Genomic DNA, 20,694 nt, shown 5'->3' with positions numbered 1-20,694 from the left:
GCCGGGACCCCGGCGACCCACGTCTCAGGCCGGGCTCAGCGCCTTGACGATCGCCTCCGAGAAGGCGGGCAGATCGCGAGGATTCCGGGAGGTGATCAGCGGAAAACCGCCCGAGGTGTCGACCACGACCTCCCGGTCCACCCAGCTGCCGCCCGCGTTCTCCAGGTCCGGCCGCAGGGAGGGGTACGAGGTCAGCTCGCGCTCGCGCGCAAGGTCGGCGTCGACCAGCAGCCACGGACCGTGACAGATCGCAGCCACCGGCTTTCCCGACGCGGCGAACGCGGACACGAGCCGCCGGGCACCCTCGTCCGTACGCAGGGTGTCGGCGTTCAGCGTGCCGCCCGGCACGACCACGGCGTCGAATGCCGCCTCGTCGGAGTCGGCGATGCGCTGGTCGGGGGTGACCTTCTCGCCGGGATCCTTGTCGTGCACCAGCGTCTGTACGGGCTCGCTCTGCTGTGCGGCCACGACCACCCGGGCCCCGGCGTCCCGCAGCGCCGCCACCGGCTTCTGCAGTTCGTCCTGCTCCGTGCCGTAGTTCGTCGTGAGGACGAGAACGTTCTTGCCGTCGAGGGACACGATCGCTCCTTCCTGTCTGTGGAACCAGAGTTACAGAAGAGCGCCTCACCTCGTCCACGGCCGCCCAAACTCATCGAAGGGGGTGCTTTTCTATGTAGAACGGACAGGCCGCGGTGCCGAGACGGGCGGTGCACGAGGGGGCGGTCAGTGGTGCGCGACGCGACGCACGTTCTCGACACTGCCGCAGTCCGACGCGAGCAGCCGCTCGCGCTCCTTCAGGAAGGCGGCACCCAGCTCGGCCCTGCGTTCGTCCGGCACGTTCTCCCGCGCGCCGTTGAGAATCGTCCGCTCCTCCTCGTCGACATGGTGGGACACCGCCTCGACAAGGTCCTCCAGCCGTTCGTCCCACTTCTCCGAACCGACGTCCTCGACCTCGAGCAGCGCCAGAAGGGCCTTGTTCCCCTCGTCGTGCTCCTCGCTCCCGTGCTCGACCTCGTCGTCGTCGATGTTGCGGAAGCGCTTCAGAGCCGGGTAGACCTCGGCCTCCTCCGCCTCGCCATGGGCGATGAGCAACGCCGAGAACTCCTTCAGAGCCGCGCTCCGGTCGGCTTCGACGCTGCGCATCCGCCGGAAGAGGTCCTCCATGGCGCGGTGATCGTCGAGGATGACCCCGACGACGTCCTGGTCCTGCTTGGTCTGCGGCATGCCGCCCGCCTTTCCTTCGAGTTCCGTCATGGGGCGGGTGCTCCGGATGGCCGCACCGGAAACCCGGCCCCGGCCGAACCGTCTCCGGCCCACGGCACCGGCTTGTCCTGGGGTGCCTACCGGGAGAGGGTCTCGAGGCCCCGTCCGGCCCCTGATGTCCGAAATGCGCAGCACGGGCAGAATGGACGGAGGGTTCAGCTCCGCCGGCGAGTAAGGCACTCGCCCTTCGCCCGTACCCGGAAAGGGGGCCTGGTGTCCTCACCTCGGCCGGGGGGTCGATCGTGGGACGAGCAGGCTCCCGGGCCCATCTGGTCGGAACCCGGGACGCTGCTGGAACACGTGGCCGTGGCCGTGCTCGGCATCGACGAGGAGGGCCGGATCTGCTTCTGGGGTCCCGGGGCGCAGCGGCTCTTCGGCCACGAGGCCGCGGACGTGCTGTCCCGGCCGGCCTCCGTGCTTTTCCCCGCTGCTCCCCTCGACGGGGCGGGTGCGGCGGAGCGCCTCGCGGAGCGCGGACGCACCCTGGGCTACTGGCGGGCGCGCGTACCGACCCTGCACCAGGACGGGAGGGTCTTCGACTGCGGGTTCCGCGTATTCCCGGTGACCATCGACGAGGGCCGTTCCGTCATCGTCGGCCTGGCGAGCGAGAGCGAGGGACTCGACCGGGTCAAGACCAACCTGGCCTTTCTCGACGCGCTGTTCGAGACCTGCCCGATCGGCCTGGTGATGCTCGACGAGAACCTGCGCTACGTCCACCTCAACCAGGCCTTGGCCGACATGGACGGGACCCCGATCGAGGACCACATCGGGCGGACCATGGAAGAGTTCATGATCACGTCCGACGGGGGCGAGTACCAGCGCATGCTGCGGGCTGTCGCCGACGAGGGCCGGACCGTCGTGAGCACGCTGGTCGCCGTGCGTACGCCGGGCCGCCCCGACCTCGACCAGGTACGCTCCGTGAGCTTCTTCCCCCTCAGCCAGGCCGTCGGCACCCGTCGTGGTCTTGGCGGGCTCCTCGTGGACGTCACCGACCGTGAGCAGGCCATCGTGGAGGCCGCCGCGGGGCGGCAGCGACTGGCGCTGCTCGACCGAGCCGCTGCCCGCATCGGCACCACGCTGGACGTGCACGTCACCGCTCGCGAACTGGTCGAGGCGGTCGTTCCCGAGTTCTGCGACGCCTCCGTGGTCGAGGTCGTGGAGTGGAAGGACGAACGCGAGGTGTTCGACCCGGACTCGGTGCTGGTCACCCGCCGGATCGCGGCCGGCACCTCCCTCCCGCCACCCGCACCCGAGCTGGTCGGCGGCCTGGAGAGCGTCACCTACCCGCCCGGCTCGAGCATTCACGAGACGCTCAGGACAGGGCGGCCCGTCTGCGTCCCCGTGAACGCCGACTTCATGACCCGGACCGTCATCCACCAGGCCCGCGCCCAGCTCCTGATCGACAGCGGTCTGACCTCTCTGCTCATCGCTCCGCTCGTCGCGCGGGGCACGGTGCAGGGAATCACCATGTTCGGCCGTTCCGCCGCCCGGCCGGACTTCACCGAGCAGGACCTCAGCCTGGCGGGCGAGCTGGCCTCGCGGGCGGCGCTGTGCCTGGACAACGCGCGGCTCTACAGCCGGGTCCAGGACATCGCACTCACCCTCCAGCGCGCGCTGCTGCCCACCGCCCTCGCCAGCAGCCCGTCCGTGCAGGTCGCCCACCGGTACCTGCCGGGCAGCCACGCCACGGAGGTCGGCGGCGACTGGTACGACGTGATCGACCTGCCGGGCGGCCGGGTGGCGCTGGTGGTCGGCGACGTGATGGGACACGGCGTCCCCGCGGCGGCGGCCATGGGACGCCTGCGCATCACCGCCAAGGCGCTGGCCCGGCAGAACCTGGAACCCGACAGTCTCCTCGAGGAGCTCGACGCCTGCGCCCAGGATGCCGGCATCGCGTACGCGACCTGCCTCTACATCCGCTACGACCCGACGACGGGCCTGGCCCGCATCGCGAACGCGGGCCACCTGCCGCCGCTCTGTCGCCGGGCGAACGGCGTGGTCGAGTCGATCGACGAGGTGCTCGGGGTACCGCTGGGCGTGGGCGAGGTGCCTTTCCGTACGACGGAGATCGAGCTCCACGACGGCGACACGCTCGCGCTGTACACCGACGGCCTCGTCGAGGCGCGCGGCGTCGACATCGGCGAGGGAGTGGCCGCGCTCGGGTCGCAACTCGAAGGCGCGAGCGGCACGTTGGAGGAGGCGGCGGACGGCATCCTGACACGACTGCTGCCCGACTCGCCCACCGACGACGCCGTGATCGTCCTCGCCCGGATCCGACGTGAGGGCCCGGGCCTCCGGGCGGGGGAGGGCGAGTGACGGAAGGACCGGCCGCCGACGAGCGCGGCCGGCCGGTGTCGTCGGCCGACTGACGTGGCCGGGTCGGCCGGTCAGGCGGTCAGGCGGTCGAGCGGTCGTGCGGTCGAGCGGGCCGGGTCGCGTCGGATCAAGCGGTCGCACGGGCGGGGTCGCGGCGCATCGGGCGGTCGCACGGGCCGGGGTCAGGCATCGGGCGGTCGCACGGGCCGGGTCGCCGCGGATCGGGCCGGATCGGGACGTGCCCCTGAACGACGCCGATCCGCCCCGGAGGCCGGGGCGGATCGGGAGGCGTTCGCCGAGCGCGGTGTGAGGTCCCGCGTGTGCGGTCAGATCCGCCCGCCCGCGAGCCGGGTCAGCGGGCCGACGGCCGGCTTCGCCGTCGAACGGCCCACCGCGAAGGCGGTGACCGCGACGCCCGCGACACCCGCGGCCGCTCCGGCCGCTATCGCCTTCCGGTGCTTGACGACCGCCCAGGCGGTGGTGGCCGCGGACACCGCCTTCGCGGCGTTCGCCGTCACTGCCTGCTGGCCGCTCTGCAAGCCGTTCGCCGCCGCACGGCCGGCGCGCTTGGTGGCCTCGCCCGCGGAACGCACGCTCTGCGAGGCGGCCTTCTCCGTGTCGCGTGCCGCGGACTGCGCCTCGCCGGCCGCCGCCGTGGCCTTCGTCTCGGCGCGCTTGGCCGTGGTCGCGGCGCGCTTGGCTGTCGACTTCCGGGTGCTGGTGGTACCGGAGTTCCTGGTATTTCCGCTCTCTGCAGTCATGAGATTTCTCCTTGCCTCTCTTTCACGGGTAAAACGGGGTGCGTCGCCGGAACACGTCACAGACCACGTCACAGACCGACGGCGTCACGGGGAAGCAGCGAGCCCAAGGGCCCCAGATCCAGGTTCAGATCGTCCATCGACAGGCCGTACCGCTCGCACAGCTCCTCCATGCGCTCGTGCAGGATCATCAGCGTCATACCGATGCGTTCCTCCTCGTCCTCGCCCAGGTCGCCCTGGTCGACCCGGTGGACTGCCGTGCGCTCCATCAGCTGGCGAAGCAACTCGACGATGGTCAGGACGAGTTTGATCAGGTCGCGTTCCACCGTGTCGGGGTCCGTGGCCAGTCGTCGGGTCACGGAACTGCCCGCCGTGGTGGCGGTCGTGGTCAGGTCCTTCACGGGGTGGGGCTCCTCAGGGTCGGGGCACGGTCCGCCGGCGTCGCCCAGGGAGCCGGCTCGTCCCCGGTGATCGACCGGATGACCGCACGCAGATTGATGTGGACCAGATCGACGTCGGCGACGGACAGGACCAGGTCCCCGGTGAGTACCGCCCCGCCGGTCAGAAGGCGGTCCAGCAGGTCGATGAGAGCGACCGGCGGTCCGGGGAGGCGGTCGCCGCTCTCGTACGGACCGTCGTCCGGGAAGGGCGTACTCATCGCCGTACCGCCTCGTCCTCGTCCGCACCCGCGCCCTCGCTCGTACGCTCCGCTTCGGCCGTGTCGGGCGCCGCGAACGAGTAGGGAGCCCAAGGACCGGTCACCTCCACCCGCACCCCCGGAACGGACCGGGCCGCGGCTACGACCTCCGTCCGGAAGCGCTCCGTGTCGCCCGCGGGGACCAGATAGGCGTGGTTGGTGAGATTCACCCCGCGGCGCCCGGACAACTCGCCCTGCTGGGGCCGGTGTACGGCGGTGGCCCGCGCAAGGGCCCGCGCCACGTCCGTCACGTCGACCGCGACGGCCCCGGCCGCCCGGTAGAGATCCTCGGTGCTGCGGCGCCGCTGCCTCCGCTGCTCCAGGTACGCCCGCCCCGGGCTCGACACACGGGACGCGGTGGCGGCTGGGACGGCGGTGCCCGAGGGGGCCATCGCCTCCGGGTCCGCGTGGACCTTCACCCCCAGTTCGACATGGCCGTCGAGCCACGCCAGCAACTCGGTGAACCGGGCGTGGTGGTGCGCCAACATCCCGGCCACCCGCCTGTCGTCCAGGTACACCGTCGCGAGTCGGAGCGGCAGGACGACCGCCTCGGCGAAGGCGGCGTCGACCACGGCGTGGTGGGCGCGGGCGATCGCCTCGAGCCGGGTGAGATCCTCCAGCTGGGAGCGCAGTGCGGCCTCCTCGAAGACGTCGCCGGGCACGGGCGACGTCAGGGCGACGAGTCCGCCGTCCGCGACGAGCCGGACACCGTGACCGTCCACTCCGCCGATCGTGTCGGCGAGCCGATCGAGGCTCCCGTCGTCCCGGCCGATGCCGTACACGTACGACATCGGGGGACCGGCGGGCGGCCCCGGCGGGCGCCGCGTGGCCTCCGGTCCGGCGCCGACGGTGCCCGCCGCCTCGGATGTCAGGTCTCCCGTGCTCACCGCTCGCCCTCCTCTCGCTCGCCGCCGGCCACGCCGTGCGGCTCCTGCCCCTTCCCGGCCGGTACGGCCGCAGCGCGCAGACGGTCGAGTTCGGCACGAAGACGCTCGTTCTCCTCGGCCAGGACGTCCTCCCGGCCACCGGATCCGGCGCCACCGCCGGCGACCGGCCGGGGCGGGCGCGCCCGGGAGGAGAGCGACGGATCGTGCTCCCACCAGTCGATGCCCATCTCCTTCGCCTTGTCGACCGAGGCGACCAGCAGGCGGAGCTTGATGGTCAGCAGCTCGATGTCGAGGAGGTTGATCTGGATGTCGCCGGCGATCACGATGCCCTTGTCGAGCACCCGCTCCAGGATGTCCGCGAGGTTCGCCGACGAGCCCTGCCGGCTGATCGGCGGCGTGGCGTGCGGTGAGGCCGGCAGACGGCCTGCAAAGGAATCGGTCACGTGGGCGCCCCTGTTCTGTGTGCGTGCTCGGGCTCTCGGTCAGCTGCCGACGGTGGCGCTACGGCGCCGGGAGCGGCGTGCGGTCCTGCGCGAGCCCTCCTCGACGTCGTCGTCCTGCTCGGCCTCGTCCACCGCCTCGACCTCGTCGGCGTCGTCGCCCGGCTCGGCTTCCGCTTCGTAGGCCTCGCCATCGGCCTCGTCGTCGTATCCCTCTTCGTCCTCGGACTCGTCCCCGTACTCCGGTTCACCTTCGGGCTCGTCGTAGAGCTCGTCGGCGCCTTCGTCGTCGACGAGGCCTTCGGAGCCCTCCTCGCCGTACTCCTCGTGGGGCTCGGGAAGGTCCTCGTCGTCGTCCGGCTCGGCGACGTCGTCCGTCTGCCCCTCGGCGCGGCTCTCCTCCTGTTCGACGGCCTCCTCGTGGCCGACGACGACCTCGCCGTCCTTGATCTCGCCGCGCCAGCCGTCGGTGGCTTCTCCGCGCATCATCAGGAACTTGCGGTAGAGCTTGAGGTCCAGTCGGGCTCGCCGCCCCTGGGCACGCCAGATGTTGCCCGTCTTCTCGAAGAGCCCCTTGGGGAAGTACTCCAGGACGAGCAGCACCCGCGTGAGGTCGTCGGTGAGACGGTGGAAGGTCACCACCCCCTTGACCGTGCCCTTGGCGCCCTCCGTGGTCCAGGTGATGCGCTCGTCAGGGATCTGCTCGGTGACGTTCGCCTGCCAACTGCGCGTGGACTTGGCGACCTTCACCTTCCAGTTGGTGGTCGTGTCGTCCGCCGTCTCGACGCTGACGACGCCCTTGGCGAACGTGCTGAACTCCTGGAACTGCGTCCACTGGTCGTACGCGTCCCGTACGGGAACGCCGACATCGATGTCCTCGACGATCGTGACGCTCTTCGACGCGCCGCCACCGGACCGGCGGCCCGAGCCGAAGAGGCCCTTGGCCTTCGTCTTCAGGGTGTCCTTGAAGGCGGAGGTGCCGGCCGTGAGCGCGGCCCGTGCGGGAGACTTGCCCTCGCTGAGCGCCTGGCCTCCCTTGGCGAGGCTCTTCGCGACGCCACCCTTCGCCCGCCCCGGTTCCGCCAGCCGGGCCACGCTCTCGCCGAGGCGCTCACCGAGCCGCGTGACCGCGTCCTCGGCGCGCGCCGTCAGATAGAGGCGCAGTTCTTCCTTCAGCCGGTCGGTGGCGGGGTTCTCCGCCACCTCGCTCCTGATCCTGCCGAGCGTCGAGTTCGAGTCAGGCATCGTCGTCACTCCTGGCCTTCCGCGTGGCGGACGCCGACGACTTCCTGGGGGCGCTCGCGCGCTTGCGCGCGGTCGTCGACGTCCTGCGCGTACGATCCGTGCCCCCGCCCGACGGCCGCCCTCGCGAGGTGGAGCTGCTTCCTTCGGAGGCCGGCTTCTTCCTCGCGGTCTTCGCGGCGGTCTTGGACGCGGTCTTGGTCGCGGCCTTCGTCGCCGACGCGGGCCGCGACCGGGCCTTCCGCTTGCCACCGTCTTCCGAGTCGGCGGCCTCGTCGTCGGCGGCGAGGCCGGCATCGGCTTCGGCGTCGGCGTCGGCGTCAGTGTCGGCTTCGGCGTCGTCGGTTCGGCCGAGTGCCTGCGTCCGGCGCTGCAGTGTGTCGGCGAGGCCTGTCGCGCGCTGCGTGAGCGCACGGGTCGCCGCCGACTTCGTGGCCTCCACCAGCTCTCGGCGCACCTGGTCGCTCAGCGCGCCGGTCACCGGCGAGGCCGCCAGCAGCTTCCCGATCCGTCGCGGGTCGAGGTCCAGTCTGCGGCCGGCGAGGAACATGCCCACGCCGATGGCCACCTTTGCCTTCCTCGTCCGTCCCAGGACATAGCCCCCGACCAGCGCGACGGCCGTCGTGGCGTTCTTCGGTATCACCGATGCACCTCGTTCTGCTTCGATCGGTCACTGAGGAGGGTCATGAGGCGTTCCCCGATCCCCTCCGGTACTCCTCGATCTCGTCGAGGCGGTCCAGAAGCGCGTCCTCGCGCCGGTCGAACTCCTCCGCGTCCACCCGGCCGTTCGCCAGGTCGTCCACGAGGGCGGCCAGCTGTGCGCGTACGGGTTCGGGGTCGTAGTACTCCCGTTCCGCGGCGAGCAGCACCTGGTCGACCACCCACGCGGTGCCGCGGAGTGGCGCCAGCGGCAGGGTCACTATCCCCGTGAGGAGCCCCATGGTCCGCCTCCCTTCCCTCCGTCACACGAAGCTGTACGGCGGCAGAGGCCCGGTCAGGGTGAGGGTGCAGGCCTCTCCCAGGCGGTCCGCCTCGTCCTTCACCGCGCGCACGAAAGCCTCCGTGGACCGGGCGGGGACGAGGAACGACACGTTGAGGAAGTGACTCGCGCCGGGTTCGGCGCGGGCGACGCGGGCGGCCGTGGGCAGCAGCCGCTGCATGGTCTCCTCCGCCTGCCGGCTGTGGCGTTCGGCCACCTGCGCGGCGACCAGCTCCCCCAGGGCGATGCGTTCGTCCTGTGCCGCCGCCCCCGAACGCGTACGTTCGTTGAGCTGCCGGATCTGCTCGGACCCCGACAGGATCTCGAGCAGCAGGTCCTGCTCGTCGCGGGCGGCCTTGAGGTTGTACTCGACGTGTCCGTCGAGTTCGGCCAGACGGGCGCGGTAGGTGTCGCCGTCCCGCTCCAGAGCCTCGGCCACCTTGTCGTCGTCGGCGCCCAGGAGTCCGAAGCGCATCGGAAGCGTCGCGCCGTCCGCCATGAGCGACTCGAGGACGCCTTCGTGCGCCAGGACGTCACGACGCTTGGCCCGCAGTCCGTCCGGTGCGTCGCTGACGACGGCGGCGACGTCGCCGGTCGTGACCGTCCGCAGGGGGGACGGCGGGTCGCCCACTCCCTGGAGCGTGTTCAGGCGGAGGGGATGCTCCGCGCCGGTGATGGCGTATACGTAAGTCGGCACCTGCTACTCCTCACGTCGCTGGGAGGCGGACGTCCTGCTGGACGTGGACTTGCGCGCCGGTCGCTTCCGCGGCTCTTCCTCGGACTCCTCGCGCTTGCTCTGCAGGGAGTCGGTGAACGCCTCGACGGCACCGGTCAGCGCGCCCTTCGACTTGCCCTTGGCGCCGCTCTCGGTCATGTCGCCCACGATGTCGGTGAGCTGGGTCGGAGCCTTGCGGCCGGACTCCAGATCCAGCCGGTTGCACGCCTCCGCGAAGCGGAGGTAGGTGTCCACGCTGGCGACGACCACGCGGACATCGATCTTGAGTATCTCGATTCCGACGAGGGAGACGCGGACGAACGCGTCGATCACGAGCCCTCGGTCGAGGATGAGTTCCAGCACGTCGTAGAGATTTCCCGAGCCGCTTCCGCCGCTCGTCGCACTGCTCTGTTGGACGAGTGTCATGGTGAACTCCTTTCGGTTCTGCGTCTGTCGACGCGTGCCCGCTGGGCCCTCCCCTTCCGGGAGGCGCCGGCGTCGGCATCGCCGTCAACGGCGGTCGATCTGGCCCCGGGCGTAGCGCCGTGTGCGCTCGTACGCCATGAGCCGGCCCTCTGGGTCGAGAGCGACGTGGTACGAGGCCATCACGCTCATCGTGTCCGGAATCTTCTCCAGCTCGACGATCTCCACGTCGGCCGACCATCCGTCGTCGGTGGCCTTCACCGCCGAGACGGAGCCGGGTTCGCAGCGCAACAGCTCCGAGAGTTGAGCGGAGGCGCGGCGCATGGCCGTGGAGATGTCGATGCGCTGTCCGGATGTCTTGTTCTGTTCGTCGTCAGTCGCGTTCATGATCCCGCCTGTGAGGCCTGGAAGACCGCCTGGAGTCTTGCTCCATCCGCCGTCTGGGGCTGGAGTTCGCGTGCCCGTGACTTCCGAACGTATGCGTGACTCGGCTCTCGTCCTCCAAACGCTGTATCTGAACAGGGACTTGACGGCACCTCGGATCGAGGGAGCCCGAGCGCGCCGGAGGCGAGGCGTTGAGTCTCGGAAACGTGCGGGGTCGCCCGGTCCCGGCCGGGGGATCGGCGTCCGGCGTTGTCCGGCCGGCGCCGGTGTGCTCCGATGCCGGGCTTCGCGGCGTCGCGAGACGGCCCCACATGTCCGGAGCACGGGGCGGACGGGGCTCGTGGTGGTCCCCCCGGCGGGGTGGTCCTACCGTGGAGGTAGCAGCAGCCGTCTGGAGCGCGCCGTGCTTGTCGACCCGAGCGACGCCCGTGCACCAGGGCCTTCGGCCTTCCGTGCACCGGCACGATGATGTCTTCCCCTCCCGCGGGGCCACGGTCTCTGTTCGCGCGGATACGCAGCATGATCCGTCGGCTGCGAGCCGGGCACCGGTGGGGGCCGGTGAGTGATTTCGGCCTGTGGCAGCGTTCCCTCGGATTCGCGGCACTCGGCTTCCTCACACTCGTACCGCTACTGATCGTCGTGTCCGCGGCGGGTGCGGGGAGCGGAGAGGGGTTCGCGCAGTGGCTCGCGGACGGCGTCGGCGTGTCGGAGGCTGCCAGAGGTGAGATCGAGCAGTCGTTCGCTCTGCCGGGTCAGGTACGGCGGACCACGACGGCGTTCGGCCTTGCCCTGCTGGCCGTTTTCGGGCTCTCGTTCGGCACGGTGGTGCAGAGCGGCTACGAGAAGGCCTGGGATCTTCCCCCGGCGCGGTGGCGGGCACGGTGGCGGCACGTGGTGTGGCTCGCCGTCCTCATCGGTCTCCTCTACCTGATCGCCGTCCCCTCCCTCTGGCGCGACAACCCGGCCCGCGGTCTCATCACCGCACTGGGCGGCACCCTGTTCATGTGGTGGTCGCAGCGTCTGCTGCTGGGCGGCAGGGTCGCGTGGACGGCTCTGCTGCCGGGGGCGCTGGTGACGATTCTGGGTTTGCTCGGGCTCAGGGCCTTCTCCCGGCTCGTGTTCTCCCCGCTGATCGCGTCCAGCGCGGTCAGCTACGGCCCGTTCGGTGCGTTCCTGGTCATCGAGACCTGGCTCGTCGCCGTGGGCGTGGTCGTCTTCGGCGGTGCGCTGTGCGGTCGGATGATCAACGCCGAATTGCCACGGATGATGCGCGCGCTGAGACGGAAACGGTGACGTCAGGGCCGTGCGCGGGGCGCTCGGGGAAGCCTTCGCGAAGGGCTGGGGCCCGAGTGAGGCGGGCCCCGGCCGGTTGCCCGCCTGGCGCCGACCGGGGGGCGGAGCAGACAATGAGAGTCGGACGAGTTCACAGCGGAAGCCGCCCGCCGACTGGGGGAGTAAGAACCCCTTCGGGGCGCTTGCCACCCGTGGTGGGCGTGCCAGTCGTGCGCAGCGCCCTGCCGGAGCAGGGACGGCGGTCGCCTCTCCACGGAGCTGTAGAGACCCAGGTGATCACATATGTGCCGATGGCTCGCGTATTCGGGAACGCCCGTGCTGCTCGACACCATCCTGTACAAGCCGGCCCACTCGCTGATCGACCAGAGCCGGAATGCCAAACTCGGCGTGGAGACCACGAACGGCGACGGGTTCGGGGTGGGCTGGTACACCGACGAGAGCAGCACCCCGGCGCTTCTCAGAGACGTAGGCCCCGCCTGGAACAACCGCAATCTGCGGGAGTTGGCTGATCACGTTCGCTCGCCGCTCTTCTTCGCCCATATCCGGGCATCGACCGGGAGTGCGGTACAGCAGTCCAACTGCCACCCCTTCCGGCACGGCCGCTGGATGTTCATGCACAACGGAGCCATCGCCGATTTCCACCTCATGCGCCGTGACCTCACGCTGCTCATCGACCCCGCGCTCTTCGCCGACCTCGAAGGAACGACTGACTCCGAGGTCATGTTCTACCTGGCCCTCACCTTCGGACTGGACGAGGACCCGCCCGCCGCCGTGGCCCGGATGGCAGGGGCCGTGGAGCGCGTCGGCCTCGAACACGGAGTGGAGTTCCCGCTCCAGATGACCCTCGCGATCACCGACGGTGAACGCCTCTGGGCCTTCCGCTACTCCAGCGAGCGGGCCTCGCGCTCGCTGTTCTACAGCAGCCGGGTGGACGACCTGCGCAAGCTGCATCCCGACATCTCGTTCCTGCGGGACATCTCGAAGGAGTCGCGTCTCATCGTGTCCGAACCACTCGACGACCTGCCCGGCGCGTGGAACGAGGTACCGGAAAGCAGCTACAGAATCGTTCAGCCTGGCACTGACGAGCTGTACGCCTTCGCCCCGACCCCTGCGGCCGCCCACTGACCGCGCGCGGGCACGCTAGAAGGTGTAACGGGTGTGGCTGAACACCTGGCCGTCGTGCCCGAAGCTGTACGCCGTGCCGGGTGCCACGGCGAACAGCAGGTCGTTGCCCTGGCGGATGCTGTCGCCGAAGCCGTGGAAAGTCCCCTCGGGCGAAGTGATGTGGTCCCCGTACTGCGCCTCGAACGCGGCGATGACCTCGTCCTGCCGCGCTGGATCCGTCACCCGCTCCGCCGTGCCCTCGATCACGATGTCGAGGCCCTCGGAGAGCGAGTTGTGCCCTGTGGTGAGTGCGCAGTGGGCGTTGCCGGCCAGGTTCTTCGCCTTCTGCTCGCCCAGACCGGTGCTGAAATGCAGCGCCCCGTCGTGCCAGGCGGCGATCAACGGCGTGACATGCAGTCGGCCGTCCGGCCGGACCGTGGTGATCCAGAAGACCTCGGCCGCCCGCAGCCGGCGCTGGGCCTCGGCCCAGTCGGTGGCGGCCACGTCCTCCGCGCCAGGGCGCGGATTGAGCGCGGAGCTGTAGCGGGCGTCGAGCTCTGTCCTGGGCTGTTTCGGCGTCATACGGAACTCCCTTCCCTCTCCTTCTACCGCAGGCCACGCGGCCCGGCCCGGAGGCGCTCGGCACGGCGTCCGAGAGAGCGATGCGCTGCCGCGCCTCGGACGGGCCCGGCAGGCGCCGCCCCATCGCCCGAGGTCCCGATCCCCTTCAGGCGCTGGTCGGTCGCGTCACGCCAACATCCCGCGCACCGGGCGATGTCAGTGGTGGCCACTAGGTTCTTACTCGTCCCGCCGTTCAGGCGTGGGCCTTCCCTTGCCCTTCCCATGCCCTGAGGAGATCTGCGTTGTCCCACTGGGAGACTTCGAGTCTGACGCGGGTGTTGCGGCCCGCTCGCCCACGGAAGCTGGCCAAGGTTCCGTTCGTCGAGCTGGCCGACGGACGCCTGCAGGGTGTGGTGTCCAGCGGATCGGACATCGCCCGGGTCTACGTTTCGTCGGTCGCGGCCGGCGACTACGCCTTCTCGTGCAGCACCAACAACAACCGGCCCTGCGGCGGCGCCCGGGGCTCCTTCTGCAACCACATCCTGGCCCTCATCGGTGAGGCGGTGCTGCAGTACGGAGCCGAGCGTGTCGCCCGCTATCTGAAGGTCGATCCGGCCGACGAGCAGCTCCACGCGGCCGGCGTGACGAGCGCCATGTCCGCCACCCGCCCCTCGGCCGCAGTCGGCGGAACGGCGGCCGCGGCACCGGTGTTCAGCCGGTTCCTGCGGCATCTGTCCTACCTCGAACTCCAGCCGTCGACCGGCCCGTTGCCGGAGATGCAGTGGTTCCCGCCGACCCGAGAGGTGGCCTGATGCACGCCGACCTGCTCACCGAGCCGGTTCCCGGCCTCGACGAGGCACTCGCCGCGGTCGACGGGTTCGACGCCCTTCTGACCGACGGCCTCCTCCGTCCCCGGCCCGCTCAGGCCGGTGATCTGATCGCGTTCGCCGACGCTGTCGCGGGCACCCCGCTGGCCGCCCGAGTCGGCGAGGCGGCCGAGAAGACCGCCGCGGGCGCCGCCGGGGAGGAGCACTTCGTCGCCCTCGCCGCCGCCCGCACCGCCCTCCTCGGCTCCGTCCACGACGCGCTCGCCGAGCGGGTGCACGCGGCAACGGGCCGGACGACCACCGATGACGTGCCCCGTCCGGTCCCCGCCGGTGAGCCGGTCAACGTGCTGGCCGCCGCCCGGTCATGGCTCTGCGACCTGGCGCGCACCGGCTGGCGGGGACTGGATCACGAGATCGTGTCCGGTGCCGCCCCCGTGGTCTCGGCGCTGCTGTCGGACCCGTCGCTGCGCCGTCCGGCGGTCCTGCTCGACGGCCTCGCCACCGAGCTCGCGGCCTGTTGCCCCGGTGCGGCGCTCGAGCGGGTCCCGGAGCGCCGCTGGGCCGACCTGTGGTCGCGCGCGCTGCTCCTGACGCTGCCCGGAGCAGCCGATGTGCCGACCACGGACACCGTGACCGGTCGTCTTCTCCCGCTCGGCGTCGATCTGCACGAGCACGCGACCGCCGTACAGGCGCAGGTCCATGCCGTGCTGGAGCCGGCCGACGGAGGCACCGCCCGACTGGTGCGCGCCTCCGTCTCCGCGCCGAAGCCGGACACCGTCGTCGGTGCGGGCCTGTGGCAGCTCCTGCGACCGCACATGTCGCTCCTGGCCGCTGTCGGCGAGGGCAGGGCGATGGACCTGAACGGGATGCCCATCACAGCCGAAGGGGACCTGATCTGGGACGACGCCCTCGCCCGCGCGGGCGAGCCCGCCGACCCCTTCGTCACCGCTCGCGTCGTCCTGCCGACGGCGGTCGGCACCGCCCCCGCCCCGCTGGATCGCCACCCCGCCCGGATCGCGATCCCGGTGTTCCTCGAGGGGTACGTCGTGTCCCGGGAGGGCGACGGATTGACGTTCACGGTCGCCGGTCGTCCGCTCGCCGTCGACACCGACCGCATCCCGGCCGCCGGCCCCCTCACCCCGGAGAACGCCGCCGCGTCCGGAGCGTGCATCGGCCTCCTGCGCTGGGACGCCGGTGAGTTCCACGTACAGCCCCTCGCGGTCGAGACGACCGTGCGGAAGAAGAGCCTCGCGATCCACGCCGGATCCTGGGCCGGAGGGACCACCGACAAGGCGGGCGCCAAGGGCGAGAAGGCCGCCACCGACGCTGTCGCCGTGCTGCGTGAGCGAGCGGGAAGGCTGCTGCGCGCATGACCGACACCACTCCCGAAGTCGCCCTTGCCGACGCGGACGAGAACCGGCGCCAGGTGCTGTACTGGCGGTTGCTGGCGCGCCTCTTCGACGCCGAGGAGCAGCCCGGACTCGAATCCGCGAGCCTGGCCGTCGTCGAGGACATAGGGCTGCCGCCGGGCCTGCTGGACCCGCAGGCCTCCGTCGACTCCGTCGTGCAGCGCCACCCCGAACTGGCCGACGAATTCGACGGGCTGATGGTGCCCGAGGACGGCGACGGACCGCGCGACCGGGCCGCCGAGGTACGCCGCGCGGCACTGCTGTCGAAGGTCCTGCTCAACGTGTTCGCGTCCCCCGCCGGAACCGTCAGTGCCGGGCAGCTCGCCGGCTGGCAGTCCGACGCGGGATGGCTGGAGCGCGCCCTCGGATGCCGGCCCGGCGACCTGCGCGGGGGCCGCGCCGGCGCGGGCGGGTCCGGTGTCAGCCCGTACGGCACCGGCGGGCGCGCCGGTACGCCGGACCTGAGCCGGCTGATTCCGCAGATCGGACCGGAGCTCGGCGCCATCGAGGCGGACCTCGTCAAGCGCATGCATCTGCGGGAGGTGCTGGCCGACCCGAAGCTCGCGTCCCGGCTCACGCCCAGCATGTCGCTGATCGAGCAGCTGCTGCGGGACAAGAACAACCTCTCCGGGGTGGCGCTCGCGAACGCCAAGGCACTGATCCGGCGGTTCGTCGACGAGGTCGCCGAGGTACTGCGCACGCAGGTGGAGAAGGCCTCCGTCGGGGAACTGGACCGCTCGGTCCCGCCCAAGCGCGTCTTCCGGAACCTGGACGTGAACCGGACGATCTGGAAGAACCTGACCAACTGGAGCCCAGAAGAAGAGCAGTTGTACGTAGACCGCCTCTACTACCGGCACACGTCTCGCAAGACGACGCCCCAACGGCTGATCGTGGTCGTCGACCAGTCGGGCTCCATGGTCGACTCGATGGTGAACTGCACCATCCTGGCCTCGATCTTCGCCGGGCTGCCGAAGGTGGACGTCCACCTCATCGCCTACGACACGCAGGCCCTCGACCTCACCCCCTGGGTGCACGATCCCTTCGAGACCCTGCTGCGAACCCAGCTCGGCGGCGGCACGGACGGCACCGTGGCCATGGCGCTCGCCCAGCCTAAGATCGCCGAGCCCCGTAACACCGTCGTGGTGTGGATCTCCGACTTCTACGAATGGCGCGGCGAGGAACTCTTCGCCTCCATGGCCGCCGTGCACCGCTCCGGGGCCAAGTTCATCCCGGTCGGTTCGGTGACCAGCGCCGGCCGAGGCAGCGTCAACCCGTGGTTCCGGGAGCGCTTCAAGGACCAGGGGACGCCCGTGCTCTCCGGCCATATCCGCAAGCTCGTCCACGAGCTGAAGAACTTCCTCACCTGACCCCACCTCGTTGCGCCGCCCCACGTCCGCGGCGCGCCCAGAGACCCGCGGCCCCGTGCCGCCTCAGACCTGCACGAAAGGCTCCGAACATGTCCGATCTGCTGCGCGCCCCTGCCGAGATCAAGTACGCCGAGGAACTCGACTGGCTGGAGTCGATCGACGACAGCCCCAAGCCGTTCTCCTGGCGTCTGTCCCCGAAGATGGTCCGGTTGTTCATCCTCGGCTCCGAGCGCGCCGACGGCCTCGACCGCGAGATCGCGCAGAAGTGGTTCGGCGACCGGAGCTTCGTCGAACGCTCCATCGTCACCCTCGCCTCCGACCGCGGCCTGCTGCTCATCGGCGACCCCGGTACCGGCAAGAGCTGGCTCGCCGAGCTCCTGTCCGCCGCGATCAGCCGGAACTCCACTCAGGTCGTGCAGGGCACGGCCGGTACGACCGAGGACCACATCAAGTACTCCTGGAACGTGTCGATGGTCATCGCCAAGGGCCAGTCCCGCGAGTCGATGATCCCTTCGCCGATCATGACCGCGATGGAGACCGGCACCATCGGCCGCTTCGAGGAGCTCACCCGCTCCACCAGCGACGTCCAGGACGCCCTGATCTCGATCCTCTCCGAGAAGTACATCTCCGTCCCCGAACTCGACAGCGCCGACGGCGAGAACATCGTCTTCGCCAAGCCCGGCTTCTCGATCATCGCGACCGCCAACAGCCGGGACCGGGGCGTCAACGACCTCTCCTCCGCGCTGAAGCGCCGCTTCAACTTCGTCCGCATCCCGGTCGTGACCAACAAGCAGAGCGAGACCGAGATCGTCCGCTTCCGTACCGAGGAACTCCTGCGCCGCCACCAGATCGAACTGGACGTGCCGCCGAACCTGCTGGACGTCCTGCTCCAGAGCTTCGCCGACCTGCGCGCCTCGGCGACCGCGGCCACCAGCGACGACGAGAAGCTGGAGTCCGCGCTGTCCACCGCCGAGCAGATCGGAGTCCTGGAGGACGCGATCCTGCACTCCAACTTCTTCGGTGAGCGCGCCCTCACCGCCCGCACCCTCGCCTCCTCCCTCGTCGGCTCCCTGGCCCGCCGCGAGCCCGAGGACCTGGCGATTCTCAACAAGTACCTGCACGGCGTCGTCGAGCCCCGGGGCAAGGAGGAAGGCGGCCTGTGGCCGGAGTTCCTCGACGGCGGCCGCGACGCGATCGCGAACCTGTCGTGACCGGCCACCAGGAGGGGACCTTCGAGGCTCTCCGCGTCCAACTCCAGGAGGCCGCCGCCGCGTTCGCCGACGGCCCGGCGGCCCTGGAGGGCATCCTCCTCGGACTCGTCGACGACGTCGACCGAGCGGCGCGCGAACCGCTGGAGATCTTCCCGGTCTGCCACCACTCGCCCGCCTCGGCCCTCGCGATGGCACGCCGGCTGCGGGAGAAGCAGCCGAAGGTCGTGTACCTGGAGCTGTGCGAGGACATGACGCCCCTGCTCACCGAACTGCGCAAGTGCAGGCTCCCCGTCGCGGTCCAGGCGTTCGCGTCCCGGCTCGACGGCTTCCCCGAGGAGTGGGCGCCGCTCTCGGTGGTCGCCCCGATCACGGAGGCATCGGCCGAGTACCAGGCGATCGCGTACGCGCTGGACACCCCGGGCGTGGAGCTCGTCCTCGTGGATCGCTCCTCGGACCACGTCTTCCAGTGGGACACGCGCCGCGGCCGCACGGAAACAGCCGGGACGGACACGCCGTCGGCCGAGGAGGAGGCCGCGCTGCACGGCGACGCCGTCGGCGTGGAGATCGGCGACCTGCGGCCGCGGTTCGCCGAACTCGAGGAGCACCTGCTGCGCCACGGCCGGGTGCGGCACTGGTCGGAGTGGTGGCACCAGTACGTCGAACTGCCGCTGGGTGACAGCGACCACGACACGTACCGCCAGGCCATGTTCCTGATCGGAAGCCTCTTCCGGCGCCTGGCGCCCGGTGACGCGGAGCGCGTCCGGGTCGACGAGGACCGCGAGCGGTACATGTGGACGCGGATGCGCGAGCACCTGGCCGCGACCGGCACGGACCCGGAGGACTGTCTGTACGTCTGCGGCGCCTTCCACGCCGCCAGCCGCGTGGCGGAGTTCGGCGTGGACGGCGGCGACACCTTCGAGATCAGCCCCCGCACCGGTACGACCTGGCAGTACGGCTTGATCCCGTCGAGCCATGCGGCGATCGAGGCGCAGTTCGGGCTGGCCGCGGGCTCGGTGTCGATCGCGGCGACGGTATGGGCCAAGAACCTCAAGCGCACCCGCGTCCAGCCCTTCAGGCTGGCGGGGCAGGCGGGCGCGAAGAAGGCGCGGCCGAGGAAGGCCTCGGCCGTGACGGGCGCGTCGAACGCCGAGCCGGCGGACATGCTGACCGGGTTCCTCCGCCGGCCACCGGTTCTCGACCGGCTGGACGAGGCCGAACTGCTCGGCTGGTCCGTGGACATCGTCCGCGCAGCCCGCCGGAACGGCTATCTCGCCTCGACGGCCGACGCCATCGCTGTCTTCGAGACGTCGATCCTGCTCGCCGGGATGCGGGACCGGGCCAAGCCCACGCCGTGCGACTTCCAGGACGCGGCCGTCACCTGCATCGAGAAGGACACCGTGCCCGGGCGGCGCGACGTGCGCCGGCTCGTGGAGATCATGATGGGCGGGGACCGGATCGGGCAGGTCGGATACGAAGCCCTGCCGCCCCTCGCCCGCGACGTCCACGACCGGCTCGCCCCGCTCGGGCTGAAACTCGAAGCACGAGGCGTGAAACGGGCGCTCCTGGACATCGCCGGCCGGCCTGAGCTCGAGCGCTGCTCCGATGTGCTGTGGATGCTGCGGTACCTGATGCCCCACGGCGCCGCGCGCCCGATCATGGGCGAGCGTACCCTCGGCGAGCGCCCGATCCAGGAGTCCTGGGACCTCGCCCTCGGCACCCATCAACGCGCCCTCATCGAACTCGGCTACGAGGGCGTCAGCATCGAGCAGGTTCTGGAACAGCGACTGCGTCGTGCGGCGTACGGACCGCAGGCCACCGCCGCGACCGTTCTCCAGGCCGTCGAGGACGCGACCCTTCATCTGCGCAGCCGCCGCCTCGCCGACGAACTGGGCACGCGCGCCCTGGAGGTGCTCGCGGCCGAGCGGAGCGTCGACGGAGCGCCCGAAGTGCTCCGCCGCGTCCGCCGGCTCCTCGCGTACTACCGTACGAGCGAGCCGGTGCTGCCCGCGTGGATCGAATCCTTCGTGAAGACGGGTTACGCCCACTACTGCACGCTGCTGCCGACCGCTTTCGCCGACGAGGACGCGGGCGTACGGCAGGTGGCGGCGATGCTCGGCTTCCTCTTCAGCATGGAGTCCCTGGCGCTGTCGCTCGGCTGCGACCGCACCCAGCTCGAGCTCGCGGTCGCGCAGTCACACCCGGAGGACCCGTCCAAGACCGCGCTGCTGTGGGCCTCGCAGACCCAGCTCGGAACCATGACCCGGAGCGAACTCAGGGAGCGCTGCGACGGACTCCTCGACAACCCCCTGGCCCTGCCGACATACCCGCGCTATCTCAGCGGCCTCCTTCACGCCCTGGAGCCCGCACCCGCTCTCACCGACTTCGTGGTGGAAGCGGTGTCGAACGCCTTCGGCCGGCTGCCGGACCCGGTACTCCTGCCCTGGCTGCCGACCCTGATCACCACCCTGCGCGCCGGCGGGGCCGACCTCGCCCCGCTCCTCATCCGTGAGGCCGGGCGGATCTTCCCTTCGCGCCTCGGCGAGCTGGACAGCTGGGTCCCGCCGTGGCGGGAGACGCAGCCGGTCCCCACCCGTACGACGTCCGACCAGGGGGCCGGGAAGCGCGCGATCCTGCTCGACGCCCATCCTGCGGCCTGCGACGCGGTCGCCGCACTCCTCGGCTGTGAGGGGCCATGGGAGCCTGCGGCGACCGGCCCGTCGGGCCTGGCCCTGATGGCGCGTCACCCCACCACGGCGGAGGCCGTCGAGGCACTGCTGACGCGCCTCTGACAGCCGACACGGAGCACGCAGGAGCCTGC

22 protein-coding genes are annotated in these 20,694 nt (G+C 70.9%); 8 read left to right on the top strand and 14 right to left on the bottom strand.

The genetic code is table 11. The features are described from left to right. Positions 1-24: 24 nt before the first annotated feature. Both ACFY8U_RS09270 and ACFY8U_RS09265 read right to left on the bottom strand, forming a co-directional pair. Complete coding sequence (locus ACFY8U_RS09270) at positions 25-579, bottom strand: type 1 glutamine amidotransferase domain-containing protein (protein ID WP_389567732.1); 555 nt, start codon at positions 577-579, stop codon at positions 25-27. A gap of 144 nt (positions 580-723) precedes the next feature. Further along, the gene (locus ACFY8U_RS09265) at positions 724-1,224 is read right to left on the bottom strand and encodes a hemerythrin domain-containing protein (protein ID WP_361602748.1); all 501 of its coding nucleotides are present in this window, start codon (positions 1,222-1,224) and stop codon (positions 724-726) included. Positions 1,225-1,476: 252 nt separating this feature from the next. Here ACFY8U_RS09265 and ACFY8U_RS09260 point away from each other — a divergent pair, with 252 nt between their 5' ends. After that, entirely contained in the window at positions 1,477-3,579 is a 2,103-nt protein-coding gene (locus tag ACFY8U_RS09260) for a SpoIIE family protein phosphatase (RefSeq protein WP_389567729.1), read from the top strand. Between the two features lie 326 nt (positions 3,580-3,905). Here ACFY8U_RS09260 and ACFY8U_RS09255 read toward each other — a convergent pair whose 3' ends face one another. The 11 genes from ACFY8U_RS09255 to ACFY8U_RS09205 form a co-directional block, all read right to left on the bottom strand. Continuing rightward, positions 3,906-4,340, bottom strand: coding sequence for a hypothetical protein (locus tag ACFY8U_RS09255; RefSeq protein ID WP_389567727.1), 435 nt, complete (start codon positions 4,338-4,340; stop codon positions 3,906-3,908). Between the two features lie 68 nt (positions 4,341-4,408). Then, positions 4,409-4,786 carry a gas vesicle protein K gene (locus ACFY8U_RS09250; protein WP_389568298.1) on the bottom strand — a complete coding sequence of 126 codons (378 nt, stop codon included), beginning with the start codon at positions 4,784-4,786 and terminating at the stop codon, positions 4,409-4,411. Beyond that, positions 4,735-4,995: a gas vesicle protein gene (locus tag ACFY8U_RS09245; protein ID WP_389567724.1), complete on the bottom strand. Its 261-nt coding sequence runs from the start codon at positions 4,993-4,995 to the stop codon at positions 4,735-4,737. Before ACFY8U_RS09245 ends, ACFY8U_RS09250 begins: the two co-directional genes overlap by 52 nt. Continuing rightward, positions 4,992-5,921: a GvpL/GvpF family gas vesicle protein gene (locus ACFY8U_RS09240; protein ID WP_389567721.1), complete on the bottom strand. Its 930-nt coding sequence runs from the start codon at positions 5,919-5,921 to the stop codon at positions 4,992-4,994. The genes ACFY8U_RS09245 and ACFY8U_RS09240 overlap by 4 nt, the downstream gene beginning before the upstream one ends. Continuing rightward, positions 5,918-6,364 (bottom strand): gas vesicle protein, encoded by a 447-nt coding sequence (locus tag ACFY8U_RS09235; protein ID WP_389567718.1) that lies wholly within the window; start codon positions 6,362-6,364, stop codon positions 5,918-5,920. The genes ACFY8U_RS09240 and ACFY8U_RS09235 overlap by 4 nt, the downstream gene beginning before the upstream one ends. Before the next feature lie 39 nt (positions 6,365-6,403). Beyond that, the gene (locus ACFY8U_RS09230; protein ID WP_389567715.1) at positions 6,404-7,606 is read right to left on the bottom strand and encodes an SRPBCC family protein; all 1,203 of its coding nucleotides are present in this window, start codon (positions 7,604-7,606) and stop codon (positions 6,404-6,406) included. Beyond that, positions 7,599-8,246, bottom strand: coding sequence for a hypothetical protein (locus ACFY8U_RS09225; protein WP_389567712.1), 648 nt, complete (start codon positions 8,244-8,246; stop codon positions 7,599-7,601). Before ACFY8U_RS09225 ends, ACFY8U_RS09230 begins: the two co-directional genes overlap by 8 nt. A 40-nt stretch (positions 8,247-8,286) precedes the next feature. Further along, entirely contained in the window at positions 8,287-8,544 is a 258-nt protein-coding gene (locus tag ACFY8U_RS09220; RefSeq protein ID WP_361602774.1) for a gas vesicle protein GvpG, read from the bottom strand. 21 nt (positions 8,545-8,565) lie between these two features. Further along, complete coding sequence (locus ACFY8U_RS09215) at positions 8,566-9,279, bottom strand: GvpL/GvpF family gas vesicle protein (RefSeq protein WP_389567709.1); 714 nt, start codon at positions 9,277-9,279, stop codon at positions 8,566-8,568. Positions 9,280-9,282: 3 nt separating this feature from the next. Continuing rightward, positions 9,283-9,723 carry a gas vesicle structural protein GvpA gene (locus tag ACFY8U_RS09210; RefSeq protein ID WP_361434317.1) on the bottom strand — a complete coding sequence of 147 codons (441 nt, stop codon included), beginning with the start codon at positions 9,721-9,723 and terminating at the stop codon, positions 9,283-9,285. A gap of 84 nt (positions 9,724-9,807) precedes the next feature. Continuing rightward, positions 9,808-10,107, bottom strand: a complete 300-nt coding sequence (locus tag ACFY8U_RS09205) for a gas vesicle protein (protein ID WP_361434318.1) — start codon at positions 10,105-10,107, stop codon at positions 9,808-9,810. A gap of 462 nt (positions 10,108-10,569) precedes the next feature. Between ACFY8U_RS09205 and ACFY8U_RS09200 the strand changes: the two genes are divergently transcribed. Both ACFY8U_RS09200 and ACFY8U_RS09195 read left to right on the top strand, forming a co-directional pair. Continuing rightward, positions 10,570-11,397 (top strand): ribonuclease BN, encoded by an 828-nt coding sequence (locus ACFY8U_RS09200; RefSeq protein ID WP_389567706.1) that lies wholly within the window; start codon positions 10,570-10,572, stop codon positions 11,395-11,397. Positions 11,398-11,679: 282 nt separating this feature from the next. After that, positions 11,680-12,522 (top strand): class II glutamine amidotransferase, encoded by an 843-nt coding sequence (locus tag ACFY8U_RS09195; RefSeq protein WP_389567703.1) that lies wholly within the window; start codon positions 11,680-11,682, stop codon positions 12,520-12,522. A gap of 15 nt (positions 12,523-12,537) precedes the next feature. Here ACFY8U_RS09195 and ACFY8U_RS09190 read toward each other — a convergent pair whose 3' ends face one another. Further along, positions 12,538-13,083, bottom strand: a complete 546-nt coding sequence (locus ACFY8U_RS09190; RefSeq protein ID WP_389567700.1) for a pyridoxamine 5'-phosphate oxidase family protein — start codon at positions 13,081-13,083, stop codon at positions 12,538-12,540. 305 nt (positions 13,084-13,388) lie between these two features. Here ACFY8U_RS09190 and ACFY8U_RS09185 point away from each other — a divergent pair, with 305 nt between their 5' ends. The 5 genes from ACFY8U_RS09185 (at position 13,389) to ACFY8U_RS09165 (ending at position 20,665) form a co-directional block, all read left to right on the top strand. Continuing rightward, positions 13,389-13,874, top strand: a complete 486-nt coding sequence (locus ACFY8U_RS09185; RefSeq protein WP_389568295.1) for a hypothetical protein — start codon at positions 13,389-13,391, stop codon at positions 13,872-13,874. After that, positions 13,874-15,262 carry a hypothetical protein gene (locus tag ACFY8U_RS09180; protein WP_389567697.1) on the top strand — a complete coding sequence of 463 codons (1,389 nt, stop codon included), beginning with the start codon at positions 13,874-13,876 and terminating at the stop codon, positions 15,260-15,262. The genes ACFY8U_RS09185 and ACFY8U_RS09180 overlap by 1 nt, the downstream gene beginning before the upstream one ends. Next, on the top strand, positions 15,259-16,665 hold the full coding sequence (locus ACFY8U_RS09175) for a VWA domain-containing protein (RefSeq protein ID WP_389567695.1): 1,407 nt from the start codon (positions 15,259-15,261) through the stop codon (positions 16,663-16,665). Before ACFY8U_RS09180 ends, ACFY8U_RS09175 begins: the two co-directional genes overlap by 4 nt. Positions 16,666-16,754: 89 nt before the next feature. Beyond that, positions 16,755-17,876, top strand: a complete 1,122-nt coding sequence (locus tag ACFY8U_RS09170; RefSeq protein ID WP_389567693.1) for an AAA family ATPase — start codon at positions 16,755-16,757, stop codon at positions 17,874-17,876. Next, the gene (locus tag ACFY8U_RS09165; RefSeq protein WP_389567690.1) at positions 17,873-20,665 is read left to right on the top strand and encodes a hypothetical protein; all 2,793 of its coding nucleotides are present in this window, start codon (positions 17,873-17,875) and stop codon (positions 20,663-20,665) included. The genes ACFY8U_RS09170 and ACFY8U_RS09165 overlap by 4 nt, the downstream gene beginning before the upstream one ends. Positions 20,666-20,694: the final 29 nt, after the last annotated feature.

This window comes from Streptomyces sp. NPDC012508 (genome assembly GCF_042902595.1).
In the GTDB taxonomy this organism is placed as follows: domain Bacteria; phylum Actinomycetota; class Actinomycetes; order Streptomycetales; family Streptomycetaceae; genus Streptomyces.
Note: the sequence above shows the minus strand (reverse complement) of the source record. Positions and strands in the feature narration are given on the sequence as shown.

Coding starts and splice junctions, on each gene's coding strand:
- ACFY8U_RS09265 (WP_361602748.1), bottom strand. CDS start 1,224: ATGCCGCAGACCAAGCAGGACCAGGACGTCGTCGGGGTCATCCTCGAC.
- ACFY8U_RS09200 (WP_389567706.1), top strand. CDS start 10,570: ATGATGTCTTCCCCTCCCGCGGGGCCACGGTCTCTGTTCGCGCGGATA.
- ACFY8U_RS09175 (WP_389567695.1), top strand. CDS start 15,259: ATGACCGACACCACTCCCGAAGTCGCCCTTGCCGACGCGGACGAGAAC.
- ACFY8U_RS09170 (WP_389567693.1), top strand. CDS start 16,755: ATGTCCGATCTGCTGCGCGCCCCTGCCGAGATCAAGTACGCCGAGGAA.
- ACFY8U_RS09195 (WP_389567703.1), top strand. CDS start 11,680: ATGTGCCGATGGCTCGCGTATTCGGGAACGCCCGTGCTGCTCGACACC.
- ACFY8U_RS09245 (WP_389567724.1), bottom strand. CDS start 4,995: ATGAGTACGCCCTTCCCGGACGACGGTCCGTACGAGAGCGGCGACCGC.
- ACFY8U_RS09220 (WP_361602774.1), bottom strand. CDS start 8,544: ATGGGGCTCCTCACGGGGATAGTGACCCTGCCGCTGGCGCCACTCCGC.
- ACFY8U_RS09230 (WP_389567715.1), bottom strand. CDS start 7,606: ATGCCTGACTCGAACTCGACGCTCGGCAGGATCAGGAGCGAGGTGGCG.
- ACFY8U_RS09180 (WP_389567697.1), top strand. CDS start 13,874: ATGCACGCCGACCTGCTCACCGAGCCGGTTCCCGGCCTCGACGAGGCA.
- ACFY8U_RS09190 (WP_389567700.1), bottom strand. CDS start 13,083: ATGACGCCGAAACAGCCCAGGACAGAGCTCGACGCCCGCTACAGCTCC.
- ACFY8U_RS09205 (WP_361434318.1), bottom strand. CDS start 10,107: ATGAACGCGACTGACGACGAACAGAACAAGACATCCGGACAGCGCATC.
- ACFY8U_RS09210 (WP_361434317.1), bottom strand. CDS start 9,723: ATGACACTCGTCCAACAGAGCAGTGCGACGAGCGGCGGAAGCGGCTCG.
- ACFY8U_RS09255 (WP_389567727.1), bottom strand. CDS start 4,340: ATGACTGCAGAGAGCGGAAATACCAGGAACTCCGGTACCACCAGCACC.